At 35.5% G+C, this 13,438-nt stretch carries 14 protein-coding genes; 6 read left to right on the forward strand and 8 right to left on the reverse strand.

All coding sequences use genetic code 11. The annotated features are described in order from the left end of the window. Positions 1-199: 199 nt before the first annotated feature. Both NSQ59_RS21590 and NSQ59_RS21595 read right to left on the reverse strand, forming a co-directional pair. Positions 200-739 (reverse strand): GNAT family N-acetyltransferase, encoded by a 540-nt coding sequence (locus tag NSQ59_RS21590; protein ID WP_126648678.1) that lies wholly within the window; start codon positions 737-739, stop codon positions 200-202. A 304-nt stretch (positions 740-1,043) separates the two neighbouring features. Beyond that, positions 1,044-1,640 (reverse strand): hypothetical protein, encoded by a 597-nt coding sequence (locus NSQ59_RS21595; RefSeq protein WP_055742135.1) that lies wholly within the window; start codon positions 1,638-1,640, stop codon positions 1,044-1,046. A 628-nt stretch (positions 1,641-2,268) separates the two neighbouring features. Between NSQ59_RS21595 and NSQ59_RS21600 the strand changes: the two genes are divergently transcribed. Continuing rightward, on the forward strand, positions 2,269-3,642 hold the full coding sequence (locus NSQ59_RS21600; protein ID WP_340833186.1) for a glutamate decarboxylase: 1,374 nt from the start codon (positions 2,269-2,271) through the stop codon (positions 3,640-3,642). Between the two features lie 184 nt (positions 3,643-3,826). On the opposite strand, the gene NSQ59_RS21605 is transcribed toward NSQ59_RS21600, so the two are convergent. From NSQ59_RS21605 to NSQ59_RS21620, 4 genes are all read right to left on the reverse strand, one after another. After that, entirely contained in the window at positions 3,827-3,949 is a 123-nt protein-coding gene (locus NSQ59_RS21605) for a hypothetical protein (RefSeq protein WP_268888304.1), read from the reverse strand. A 36-nt stretch (positions 3,950-3,985) separates the two neighbouring features. Then, positions 3,986-4,891: an NAD(P)/FAD-dependent oxidoreductase gene (locus NSQ59_RS21610; protein ID WP_340832724.1), complete on the reverse strand. Its 906-nt coding sequence runs from the start codon at positions 4,889-4,891 to the stop codon at positions 3,986-3,988. Between the two features lie 59 nt (positions 4,892-4,950). After that, entirely contained in the window at positions 4,951-5,391 is a 441-nt protein-coding gene (locus tag NSQ59_RS21615) for an Rrf2 family transcriptional regulator (protein WP_340832725.1), read from the reverse strand. Between the two features lie 174 nt (positions 5,392-5,565). Then, positions 5,566-6,756 carry a macrolide family glycosyltransferase gene (locus NSQ59_RS21620; protein ID WP_340832726.1) on the reverse strand — a complete coding sequence of 397 codons (1,191 nt, stop codon included), beginning with the start codon at positions 6,754-6,756 and terminating at the stop codon, positions 5,566-5,568. A gap of 279 nt (positions 6,757-7,035) precedes the next feature. Here NSQ59_RS21620 and NSQ59_RS21625 point away from each other — a divergent pair, with 279 nt between their 5' ends. From NSQ59_RS21625 to NSQ59_RS21645, 5 genes are all read left to right on the forward strand, one after another. Beyond that, complete coding sequence (locus NSQ59_RS21625; RefSeq protein ID WP_340832727.1) at positions 7,036-7,356, forward strand: PTS sugar transporter subunit IIB; 321 nt, start codon at positions 7,036-7,038, stop codon at positions 7,354-7,356. After that, positions 7,356-7,676, forward strand: coding sequence for a PTS lactose/cellobiose transporter subunit IIA (locus NSQ59_RS21630; RefSeq protein ID WP_055742140.1), 321 nt, complete (start codon positions 7,356-7,358; stop codon positions 7,674-7,676). The genes NSQ59_RS21625 and NSQ59_RS21630 overlap by 1 nt, the downstream gene beginning before the upstream one ends. 14 nt (positions 7,677-7,690) lie before the next feature. Beyond that, positions 7,691-8,938: a PTS sugar transporter subunit IIC gene (locus NSQ59_RS21635; RefSeq protein ID WP_340832728.1), complete on the forward strand. Its 1,248-nt coding sequence runs from the start codon at positions 7,691-7,693 to the stop codon at positions 8,936-8,938. Between the two features lie 5 nt (positions 8,939-8,943). Beyond that, a complete protein-coding gene (locus NSQ59_RS21640) occupies positions 8,944-10,395 on the forward strand; it encodes a glycoside hydrolase family 1 protein (RefSeq protein WP_340832729.1) in 1,452 nt (483 codons plus the stop codon). A 62-nt stretch (positions 10,396-10,457) separates the two neighbouring features. Next, complete coding sequence (locus tag NSQ59_RS21645; protein WP_340832730.1) at positions 10,458-12,389, forward strand: BglG family transcription antiterminator; 1,932 nt, start codon at positions 10,458-10,460, stop codon at positions 12,387-12,389. Between the two features lie 197 nt (positions 12,390-12,586). On the opposite strand, the gene NSQ59_RS21650 is transcribed toward NSQ59_RS21645, so the two are convergent. Both NSQ59_RS21650 and NSQ59_RS21655 read right to left on the reverse strand, forming a co-directional pair. After that, the gene (locus tag NSQ59_RS21650; RefSeq protein ID WP_340832731.1) at positions 12,587-13,261 is read right to left on the reverse strand and encodes a DUF1835 domain-containing protein; all 675 of its coding nucleotides are present in this window, start codon (positions 13,259-13,261) and stop codon (positions 12,587-12,589) included. Between the two features lie 17 nt (positions 13,262-13,278). Next, positions 13,279-13,425, reverse strand: a complete 147-nt coding sequence (locus NSQ59_RS21655; RefSeq protein ID WP_340832732.1) for a DUF1835 domain-containing protein — start codon at positions 13,423-13,425, stop codon at positions 13,279-13,281. Positions 13,426-13,438: the final 13 nt, after the last annotated feature.

The raw sequence follows: 13,438 nt of genomic DNA on the forward strand, positions 1-13,438 counted from the left end.
AACGAGACGTATAACTCAAGGAAAAGTTTACAAATCACCTTAAAAATTTTTATTTTTTAGAGAAAATTGTAAATTATCCAATCGATATTTATTATCCTGCATGAACTTTATAATCAGGTGTCGAATCCATTTACTTGCGAGCTGCCGTATAAAAAGCGAGTCCCTTTTTGGAACCCGCTTTTTGTTAACTTAAATATTCTTATTTTCCTGTATTATTAAATCGAAAAATAAGTTTGTAACCATCAAATGTTTCCCCGTGTTCCTCCATATAAACCCCATTCGTATAATTAGAAATCGTCTTCCTCCAAAATTTCTGTCCTATAATGTTTTTCTCGGAAGGATTCGTAAACAATTCCCAATTGCCTTTGAATTGTTCAAACACCATATTTGCTGCCTTTTCAGCAATGCCTTGACCTCTATACAGTTGAAGCAAAAAGAATTCATTTACAAAATAATCAATTCCTTTATTGCAATGCGGTGGAGTCGCTATTAAAATAAATCCTGCTGGTTTCTCATCTACTAAAATTAGGTAGGGAAATAAAATGTCTGGCTTTTCCCACCATATATTTTGAACTTCATATTGGTCCATCAATGTTCGGAAATCATCACTTTCTTCGTAAATTCCATGTTTATTGGGAAGATTTCCATAATGACCAGATAAATCATATAGATACAAAGGATATAAGTTTTTTATAATATATGCTTCCTTTTTATCTGTTAATTGTACGTCAATTTTCATAGGGTTCTCCTTTAATGATCAGTAAAAATCTTCTAGTTCCATTTTCTACATTTCACCATTTTATTCCTTTAATATTTCAGCAAAAGAAGTGCACACCCCTTCCAAAAATGTTAAGAATAACTTGGTTTATTTTGTTTTCTTTCCACCACGTAATTAAAAATGCGACTGCTCTTAATGAACAATCGCACTAGTAACCTGATAAAGGTGATCCATGATAATCAACTTTTTTCTTTATATTATTTATCAATCTTTCAAATTTCTCCTAATAAAAAGGATATTCCTTTAGCCAACTATCTCACTTTGTTTATTCATCTACATCAGTAAGATTATGCCCCTTTGCATCATAAGATGTTACTTTTATTGGCATATTTACTTTATCTTTATGAAAAGTAACATACCAAAACCACACGTTATCACCAATGAAAAATTTATTTGGCTGTATATTATCTTCACTATTTATGATGATGGTCTTTACTTTGTCAGTAGCAAATCCGCTTATCATCGAAAATTTCTCTTTCGGAAAATTATCAGCTTGCCAAGTAATATATCCTCTTTCCACTAATTCCTCTTTAAACTCAGCGAAATTCAAAGCATGAAAGGCTTTCTTTACATCAGTAAACTCTTTATTGGTAAGTATGGGCATTACTCCTAAATCATTCTTACAAAAAACTAAGTTTGACTTTACATCAATAAAATCGATCTTGGCAGGAACATCCGATTGACCTGACAACTGCGCGCAAAATTTATCTTCATATTTGGTAGGACTTGCTTCAATTGCAGAATTATTTTTTTCAGTGGTACTTGATCTTTCTTTTGGAGTGGTAGCAGGACTTATTACCGTAAAATAAATCAATGCAATTAATACTAAACCAAGTAAAATAAAGAATAGTCTTTTATACATCTTCAATTCGACCTCCTCTTTCTGTAAAAGTTAAGTTTTCAAACAAAAATATTTAAAACATTCTCTTTTCTATTCGGAATTATTCTAAAACGGCAATAATTCCTACGTCCTTTGATTAATTCGTTTCTTCTATCATAAGTTTCTTATCAAGATTAGTAAATTTATATATAAATAATTCTTGCTGCAGTACTTTTATCAACATGAATCATCTAAATGGAAAAATCTTATTCATGAATGTTAATGAAGCCTATTTTGAGATTATTCCATATGATTTCCCTTATCCCTCTTTGGGCAAGAGTTCAGTATTTTTTAACTTCTAGATCAAGATGGATTCTCATACTTATTAACTAATTGTTGAATAAGGAGGATCTTGATGATTACTCATTATAAAACCTATCGACCCTATTTATCCCGTTTTGATCCTTACCTGCCAATAAAGAGCGAAACATATTCTTGCTTCCCTAATTTTTATAGGAGCTACCAGCCTTCACCCCTATCACAGCTGGCTCCCGGTAAGTCTTTACAGCCAGCAACCTTATGGAATCCATTATATGATTCTTATTACAATCCGTATAAACCAGCAAAAAGAGGCAGCCTAAATCGGTATTCCCGCCGCCGTGAACAATTGATGCCTCCAGGAGAATTTTCTTTAAATACTCTATACCCACCAAGCAAAGGTGAAGAGTCTGTTCCACTTTTTCAAATGCCTAACCAAGGCATGTTACCTGAAATGGCATACAAAAAAGTCCACAATAAAGTTGCCCTAGATGGCAATGCCTATCTTAATCTTGCAACATTTGTTACTACTTGGATGGAGCCTATCGCAGGTCGCTTATATGCAGAATCATTCAATAAAAATTTGATTGATAAGGATGCATACCCAAGGACAGCGGAAATAGAGAAGCGGTGTGTAAGAATTTTAGCAGATCTCTGGCATTCGCCAAGTCCACATGAAACGATAGGGGTTTCTACAACGGGATCGTCGGAAGCGTGCATGCTTGGTGGCCTTGCATTAAAACGGCGTTGGCAAATCAAGCGCAGGAAACAGGGAAAACCAATTGACCACCCAAATATCGTATTTAGTTCCGCTGTACAGGTCGTTTGGAAAAAATTCGCGAACTATTGGGACGTTGAACCACGTTATGTGAATATAACCCCAGATCGTCTTACTATGGATCCCGAGGGTGTTCTTGCTGCTGTAGACGAAAACACAATCGGTGTAGTAACAAATCTTGGGGTTACTTATACAGGCCTTTACGAACCGGTCGCCGCAATTTCGAATGCCTTGGACGAGCTTCAAATCAGAACAGGTCTTGATATTCCAATACATGTGGATGCCGCTTCAGGAGGATTTATAGCTCCATTCCTGCAGCCAGAATTAGTATGGGATTTTCAGTTGGCCAGGGTGAAATCCATCAATGTTTCCGGACATAAATATGGATTAGTGTACCCGGGCGTTGGATGGATTGTATGGCGCGAGGCCGAAGATCTCCCCGAGGATCTCATCTTTCGGGTATCCTATTTAGGAGGGAATATGCCAACATTTGCCCTGAGTTTCTCCCGCCCTAGCGCACAAGTCATCTTGCAATATTACAATTTTCTTCGTTTAGGCAAAGCGGGATACTATGAAGTACAGAAGGTCTCTCAATCAGTGGCGCAATACCTTAGCAAGGCCATTCAGACAATAGGACCGTTTGAACTATTTGCAGATGGATCGGATCTTCCGGTATTTTCATGGCGCCTGAGAGAAGGATACACATCAAACTGGAATCTTTACGACTTATCCCGTGGATTGCGAACACTTGGCTGGCAAGTGCCCGCGTATCCTTTACCACCGGATATGGAAAATGTCACGATTATGCGTGTTGTGATTCGAAATGGATTCACCATGGAATTGGCTAATTTATTCTTGAGAAACCTTATGGAGACCGTCTCATTTCTGGATTCTTTGGATAGGCCGATACCACATGACCTGAGATATGATATTTCTTTTCACCATTAAACTTTGGATCCTGTATGAGAACAATCGCAAGGTTCTATTTTCTCTAAATTGTTAATTTAAATTTGTTGATTAACATATAACTGTAGCCCTTAATGCCCCTTTTTAGCAATAACAACGTATAACGAGTCTGTTGGAAATAATTTTTGCAGTACACTGAATCCGGCATTTATTAATTCCTGTTCCATCATTGATGCGGAAATTCTCGGTGGACCATCAGCAGAATTTCCCTTTTTTTAGGACTATCTAAAAGCTCTGTTTTTCTTTCCAAATGTTCCATTTTCTTTGAACTAATTTTTCCCTTTTCCATGTGTAACCTCTTCGTAACTGATCATTACTACTGCTATTATTTAAATTCTTCCATTGTAAACTCATAATTTATTCCCATTGCAGCACGGGACCCCTCAGCAGCAGAGATTATTAACTGTGAAGGGCCGTTTAAAGTTGTATCTCCAGCAGCATACACACCTTCTACATTCGTTCTGCCTAAAGCGTCAACAATAATCCCACCACTTTTATTCAATTCACACCCCAGTGAAATAGCAAACTCATTTGGTTGCACAAGATCTGTCGTAACAAAACCACCAGTTCGGTTCACTTCTGTTCCGTCCTCAAACACTACCTTTTCTAATTTTCCATCTGAACCAATTAAATTTACGATTCGTTCTTCCATAATCCTAATACCTTTTTTCTTCAATAACATCTCCTCTGATTCTGAGAGGATTTTATGCCCATTCGTACAAACAATTAAGTCTTTACTCCATTGATACACCATTTTTGCCAAATGTAAGGCATGTTGGTTTTCAGAGATTATGACCAATGGTTGTTCTCTTAATTCCCAGCCGTCGCAATATGGACAGCTGAAAATGCTTTTCCCATAATAATCCTTAATGTTATTCACATTAGGTAAGCTTTCTTTAAGTCCGGATGCAATCAAAATTTTCCTGCTTAAGTATGATTTCCCTTCTTGTGCTATTAGTTGAAATAGAGAGGGACTTTCCCTTTTTACTTCTTGAATTTTAGATTCTTTTATTTTTACAGACGGATATTTACTTATATCTTGATGTGCCAAGTTTCTGAACTCACTTGGAGCAACACCATCTCTTGTAATAAATCCGTGCGACTCCTGTGTAACAGCATTTCTTGGACGACTATTGTCAAAAAGAATAACATTTCTCCTAGCCCTACCTAACACGAGAGCAGCATTCAGACCAGCTGGCCCGCCACCTATAATTGCACAATCCAAAATCATTTTTTCACCCCATTATCGATATTAAAGATATTTATAGTCTATAATTAATATAAAAAAAATTAATTGGCAATTGAATTGATATGATTTACCATATTTTCATTTACCTTTTGTACTACATGTTCAATCGTTTGAGATCTTAGATAATCCTCCATTTTTTGCTCAGCTTCATTCATTACTTTTTCAATAAAGCAATTTTGTCTATCGTGTATATTATTTTCTAAACCACAATGAAAAAATGAAGTTGTTCCCTCTATTGCCTGTATTACTTCTAAGAATGTAATATCCTTTACATCTTTAATTAACTTGTATCCTCCATTAACTCCTGTAACGGATTCAATAAAACCAGCTTTCACTAAAGTAGTTAATACTTTGGAAAGATACGTTGGTGACACTTTCTGTACTTCAGCCAAAGGCTTTACACCTATTGTTTTTCCTGGTGGCAAAAGCCCTAAATAAACAATGGTGTGAAGGGCATAATTAGTTGCTTTGGAATACTTCATTTTTCTCACCTCCATTTAAAGACTTAATGAGTCTATAATATCTTTAATGAAATAGATATGTCAATTAATTAATTTTCACCAATTTTATTTCATATACAAGTATCTCTAATATACTTAATTAATATTGCACCTTTTTATCAATAAACTTCATCAGCCTCCGGATAAAGTATTCATTTAGATATGATACTGACTCTTTAATTTAAATATCTCATCAACTGCCTTCTGATACCCACCCGATTTTTGAAAAGATTCCCTAATATTTGTAACGGCTTCGTGGAAAGACGACTGGTTTAGAACATAGTCTGCGGCTTCACGCAATTGATTTGCAGACAGGCTGTTCATTTGTAATGCTATTCCAGCTCCGATACTAGCAACTTGCCCGGCAATAATCGGCTGATCCGCACTTAGTGGGATTACAATTAGCGGCACTCCATAATAAAGACCTTCATGAGTACTGTTCATTCCACCATGTGTGATAAATAATTTAGAGTATTTGAGAACCTCGGTTTGTGGAACATAATTTTTCACTATAAAATTTTCAGGTATATCACCCAGTTCAGTAAATTGCGTTTTTTCGCCAATCGACATAACAACGGTGTGATCAGTGCTGCCAAATGCATCAAGACAAAGCTTATAGAAATCAATTGCTTGATTCATGACAGTACCAAGTGAAATATAAATTGTGCTTTTTCCCTCGATGGCAGTAAGGTCGAAGTTTTCTTGCGTTAATCGCGAAGAAATAGATGGACCTACAAATTTGTAAGTTTGGTCGAATGCTTCACCATTTGGCTGAAATTCCTTCGTTGTATAAACAATTGTAAGCGGGGCAGGATTACAATAAACTTCGTAAGGGGTACGAATCTCGACACCAAACTTTTCCTTCACCACTCCAGTCAGTCTTTGAAATTCATCGAAAGTTTCTTCAGGGATTTTTTTAGAAAGCTGTTCAAACATTTTATCAAACGATTCATTGGTCTGCGCAAATGTAGTGCACGAATTGATTGCCGGAAGCTTAAGGATTTGGGCAATCAAATGACCGCAGCCAAACATCGAATCGTGGATGAGATAATCAAAATGCTCTCCTTTGATTTGCTCCAGAACACTAGGAATCATGATATCAGCCGTATGTAATAGACCATTAATTCTTTCCAGTAAATTATTTCTGCCTCCTGAAATAAAAGCATTTATAAATTTTTGAACATCGAAGGTTTTTACGGTTGCACCTGTCTCCTCAATACGTTCACGAAAATCTTCAATAGTAAAATACACTACTTCTTCTCCTCGCGAAATAAGCTCTTGCACAACTCCAATTGTTGGATTCACATGCCCTTCTGATCCGCCATTAATAAATAAAACACGTGCCATTTTAACGTCTCCTTTTATAAAAAGTTCACTCACTTATATATGAGTTAGGTCACTATTCCTTTCCCTAGTTCAACTCAAACGGTGGAATTAATTTTATCATAGTACAAATATGGAAAATCTCAAACATTGTAATCATTTTGGGTTTCGAAGTCATTTAGGTTATTACAAATATCCGTTTTAATTAGGACGGACTAATTTCCTAGTACTAGGAAAGAAAAATAAATGTAAGGGCTTTATTTTGTTGTTATGATTTAAGCAAATAACAAGGAGGGAAACATTATGGCAAAAAAAGTTTTATTAGTTTGTGGAGCAGGAGCATCATCTGGTTTTATGGCGGCAGCAGCCCGAAAAGCTACCAAAAAATTAGGGGTAGATATCGAATTTAAAGCAAAAAGTGAATCAGAAATCGGTGAACATTTAAATGACATTGACCTTCTATTGGTTGCACCGCATTTGAAATACATGATTGACGATGTAAAAAGCGCATGTGAAAAAGCAGGTGTTAAATACGGTATCATTCCCCAAAAAGTATATGGTTCTTTAGATGGTCAGGCATTAGTTAAGGTTGCCGAAGATTGTTTACAAGGTGGAGATCAATAATGGAACAAATAAATAAAGAAGAACTAGCATTAATTTCAATGAATGTAATTTTACATGCTGGTAACGCACGCGATTATGTTTTTCAGGCAGTAGACAAGGCTTCTAATGGAGATTTCAATCAAGCAGATGAGCTAATGAAAAAAGCAGATGACGAGATCGTTATCGCTCATAAAGTTCAAACAAATACTCTGCAACAAGAAGCGGAAGGGATTGAGATTCCGTATTCGCCATTATTTGGACATGCTCAAGATACATTAATGACCGTTAAATCAGAAATGAACATTATGAGGGAGATTATAAAACTTTACAAAAAAATCTAAAGGGGGTAAAAATGATGGATAAATTTATGTCCTGGATGACGGATAGTTTTGCTCCAAAGGTTAATAAGATAGCTAAAAACGCTTGGGTTGCATCCATTCAAGACGCTATCTTGACCGCCATGCCAATGATTTTTATCGGTTCGTTTGCAACCATTTTGTCAATCGTTAAAGATTTTTGGAAGGGCTTTCCTGACTTTTCTTTACTCAGCACTTTTTCATTTGGTTTATTCTCGTTATTTTTAGCTTATTTAATACCAGAATCAATAATGAACCATAAAGGCCATAAAGGTGTTTCAAAACAAGCAGGTCTTGCTGGCTTAGCATTTTTCTTAATATTAGTATATCCACAAATTACTGCAGATGGCCATATAAAGTTTGACCTAAATACATTTGGTACCGGTGGTATGATTGCTGCTTTAATTGCCGGATTGTTTGTTGGCTTTGTGATGAACATTTTCTCAAAATGGAAATTTATTGGGGAAGATTCTGCGATTCCGGATTTTGTTGCTGTTTGGTTTAACACGTTAATTCCAATTATTGTGATATTACTCATTGGTTGGATTTTTACATTTGAAATGCACATCAACTTATATAATGTTGTAAATTCCATCTTTTCGCCATTGATTCATCTCGGTCAAAGTTTCTGGGGATTTGTATTGATTCTCTTCCTTGGTTTTGGATTCTTATATACTTTCGGGATTTCAAGTTGGGTTATCTATCCAGTTGAAACAGCAATTGCTTTGCCGGCTATTGCACAAAACCAAGCAAACTTTGAAGCAGGAAAAGCAGTAACGAATATTTTTACGGTCGAGTCAGCATCTTTATTTCTTATCGGTGGCGGTGGGGCAACACTGGCACTATGTATTATGCTAGCATTTATGGCGAAATCACAACGGTTAAGAATGATAGGAAAAGCATCCCTAATTCCATCCATATTCAATATTAACGAACCGATCGTGTTTGGTGCACCAATCGCATTCAACCCGATTTTGATGATACCAATGTGGATTAATGGACTGGTAGGGCCTATTCTAACTTGGTTTGTCATGAAAGTTGGTTTAGTACCAATTCCGCATCAACCATTTCAACTTTGGTACATCCCCTCACCGATCCAAAATTGGATTATTACTGCATCCATCGCTGGGGTGATTTACTTTATTGTATTATTTGTCATTTCATGGATTGTCTATTATCCATTTTTCAAAATTTATGACAAACAAGCAGTTAAACAAGATGCAGAATTAGCAGAGGAAGGAGAATGACATATATGAGACAAAATAAATATGCAAGTTTTCCAAAGGATTTCTTATGGGGCGGCGCAATTGCCGCAAGCCAAGCTGACGGTGCTTTTAATGAAGATGGAAAACAACCCAATTCATCTGATGTTCAACCATATCTCAAAGGAATGTCCAACGAAGAAATTCAAGAGTTAGAAAAGCAAGGGATGACGTTAGATGAAGTGAAAAAGAATCTTACTGATACAACCCATTACTTTCCTAAACGTCACGGTATTGATTTTTATCACACTTATGAAAGTGACTTAGAATTACTAGCCGAAATGGGCTTTAAAACTTTTAGAACTTCTATAGATTGGTCACGAGTATTTCCTAACGGGGATGAAACCGAACCTAACGAAGCAGCCTTAAATCACTATGACAAAATGATTGATAAGATGAAGTCTCTTGGAATCGAACCAATCATTACGATGTTACATTATGAAACACCAATTAACATCACATTACAGTATGGCGGTTGGAAAAATAAAACAGTCATTGATATGTTTGAACGTTATGGAAAGGTACTTTTAGATCGCTTCGGAAATCGAGTGAAGTATTGGATTGTTGTTAACCAAATCAACATGGTTCAAATCGAACCATTCTTGTCTTTAGGTATATGCAGAGATCAATATGACAATATTGAAGAGGCTGAATATCAGGCCGTTCATAATCAAATGGTAGCCTCTGCTAAAATTCAAAAATATGCCAAAACATTACATTATGATTTAGAGATTGGGACCATGGTTGCTGACATGACAGTATATCCATTTTCATGTAAGCCAGATGACGTTGTATTAGCTATGCAGCATAATCGCATGCAATATTTCTTTACAGATGTTCAGTTTCGTGGTGAATACCCAAGATATGCTGTCAATTATTTCAAGGAAAACAATATTCATCTTGATATTACAGAGGAAGAAATAAAGGTGTTAAAAGAAAATACGATGGATTATCTTGCTATCTCCTATTATTTCTCCCAGATGGTTGATTCAACAAGAAATGTGAATAAAGCTGATTCAACTTCGGTAAATCCTAATTTAGATGCTAATCCATGGGGCTGGAATGTAGATCCACAAGGATTATATAATACGCTTTCTCAATATTGGGATCGTTATCAGAAACCAATCATAATTGCCGAAAATGGATTCGGTATGTATGATACGCTTGAAGACGGAAAGGTCCATGATGATTATCGTATATCCTACTTAAGTGATCATATCGAACAGGTTGGTCGCGCAATATATGATGGTGCTGATATCATAGCTTATTGCGCTTGGGGACCAATTGATATTGTTAGTTGTTCTTCCCAACAAATGACCAAACGTTACGGTTTTATATATGTTGATTTAGACGACGAAGGCAAAGGTTCTGCAAAACGATTGAAGAAAGATAGTTTTTATTGGTATAAGCAAGTCATATCAACTAATGGTTCAGAAATTTAACATACTAAAAAGGGGAAGATGGCAGTTGACCTTCCTCTTTTTACTATACAAGGACTGATTTGATGAATAATACGGATATGTTACTCGATTATCTTAAAAAACATGCAGGAAGAGACTTTATATCTGCTAAAACATTAGCTGATTCATTAGGCGTAACCGACCGAACTATTCGTCATTACGTTAAGTCAATTAATGATAAACACCCTAATCTTATAGAATCGAGCAGAGTAGGCTATAGGTTAAGTAATAATACTTCCAATATTATTAAATATCCAGAAAATAATGATCATATTGATAATCGACGTTTTTATATTCTCAGACGGCTTATTAAGAGTTCTGACCGTGGCTTGGATTTATTCGATTTAGCAGATACTTTATACGTCTCAGACGCTACAATCCGTTCTGATATGATATACCTCAATCGTTTTGTGACGAAACATGGCTTACAAATCATTCAACAGCATAATCGGTATGTCCTTACTGGCGATGAGAAAAGCCGCAGAAAATTGATGATTGATTTTATTGACTTATCGAAACCAACCAAAACATCTCTTGAAGAAGAAGTGCAGAGATTTTTAGGAAAAATATCCCTTCATGAGCTGATGAAATTAAGCAGGACCATTTTTGAAAAGTTTCATGTTCATCGAAACACTTACTTCTTTAAAAATTTCATCTTGCATTTAGCAATTGCGGTTGAACGAGCAACGGATAATGAACAGCTAGAACAGAGCTCATCTCCAATCCATAATCGTAATACAACCAGTTTTAAAATCGTAAATGATATAACAGATAAACTATATAAAATGTACCACATACAGTTTTCTCAAGCGGATAAAGACGAATTGGCCATCTTATTTACCGGCCAGCTAAAAGATGATGAGATTTCCATGGATGATTATGCAAACAGCAAAGTTTCGAAAGCATTAGAACATGCCATTCAGGAAATAAGCGAAGTCTACATGCTTGATTTTGATGATCAAAATTTTAAAACCCGTCTATTAGTGCATGTGCAAAACTTGTACAATCGGCTAATGCAAAATAAATATTCAAGAAACATGAGTGTATTGAACATTCGAATTAAATACCCAATCATTTTTGATATTGCTGTATATTTGGCTTCGGTGCTGTCGAATGATTTAAATGTTGAGATTAATGATGATGAAATTGCCTTTATTGCATTACACATTGGATCATTTTTAAACAGTCAACATGATGATAATAACAAAATTAATACAGTTATTATTACTCCGGCATATCTAGGTCAGCAATCAGAAATTGAAGAGTGTATTCAAAAACATTTTGATGATGAATTGGTGATAAGAGGGATTTATGAAGACATCAGTGATTTGAATTCATTCACTTCCAATGAATTAGTCATCACAACGCAAAACTCTGAACAGTTAAGAAATCATTTAGCACCCGTTCATACGGAAATAGTGAGTATACATGAATTTATAACGAAACACGATATTGCTTTGATCAGCCGTGCTATTGAAAGCATCAAACATAACAATTACCTAAACTTTCTTAAAGAAAAGATCCCAGAATTATTTAGAGAGAATTTTTTCATCAACATTAGTGATGATTCCTCAAAAGAGGAAATAATGGAGACCATTGCTGATGTTTTTCAACAGAATGGTTATGTAGATAATGACTACTTGAAGAAATTGAATGAACGGGAAAAGGTTTCTTCAACCGCTTATCCAAGCGGTGTCGCCATTCCCCACACAATGAAGTTTGAAGCAATAAGGACGGGATTAATGATTTTAAAACCTGTCAGCCAAGTTGAGTGGGATAGTATTAAAGTGAAACTAATTATTGGGATTGCCGTCAACAAGGATGACTCATATACATTTAACAAGATTTTCCCGCGAATTATTGAATTGGCTGCTGAACCATATAATATTAATTATCTTTTTGGTACAAATACTAGGGACGAATTTATGGATCGTTTAATTGAATTAATGGTGCGGGGTAATTACTTTCCGGAATAAAGGGTGGTTTACCAATACACGTTTAACACAATTGACTAATAATAATACCAACTAATCAAAAAATAGTGCCTGTCCTCCTACTATGTATACCTTAAAGTACGGAGCATTAGGCACTTATTTTTATCTTTTCAATGCTAAAACCTGCGGTCGGAAGGGAAACACCAACTTGTATGATGCTGCTTATACCGTTTAGGCGATCAGTTTGGAAGTTTGCCTACTAACCTCACATTATAAAAACGCATGGCTGCAAGACTGCCTTCCGCCTCAAAAATTTCCGCTTCAATCAGCTTTTTAAGCCGATATTCAAGAAATTCATCCCCTACATATTGTTCTAAATGACCCAGCACTTCCCCTATTAATCTTGCAGATTTCATAAAGTCCTTTTGTTTTTTATTACCATGTAATTTTTTTGCTTTTTTTATTATAAAATCGTCAAAAAAGTCTTCAGGTACTTTTTGTATCCTTCCATTTTGCCATATTCTTAACGTTTCCTTATTATCTGAAAGAGAAATCCATTCATTTTCCAATTTCTCTCGATCATAGTCTGTAATCCGTATTCTATGACCATGCTCATATATAAATTGGAACTTTTCAAGGGGAATTTCACCTGAATGAAGGAGCGAATACTTCATCTTTTTTATTCTAAATTTCTGTTCGTATTCTTCTGTTGTGTTGATAATGCTGATATCCATATTTTTTTCCTTTAAAAGATACATAGCCATTCGCATACCAATCTGTTCATGGGCGTTATCAGAAGTCCAAATGGTTATTTGCGTACCTTCAGGGATGGAGGCTATTTCATTGATTGTCTTTCTAAACCTTTTCTTATAATCAGGGAAATCATCATATTCGTCACTTATACATTTCTTCATCCATTCAAATCTTGATTTTACTCATTTTCCTCGTGTAACTTCCAAATCGGACCAATGGAGAATATGTCCCAAAAAGCGATAACTTGTTCCTTATTAAGCCCCATTTCTCTTAAAACGAATTTTAAACTACCAGATGCTGATGCACCGAATATAATATGTATCATATCTAAATTGTTC

This window comes from Margalitia sp. FSL K6-0131 (assembly GCF_038008735.1).
GTDB classification, from domain to species: Bacteria; Bacillota; Bacilli; order Bacillales; family Bacillaceae_C; genus Margalitia; species Margalitia shackletonii.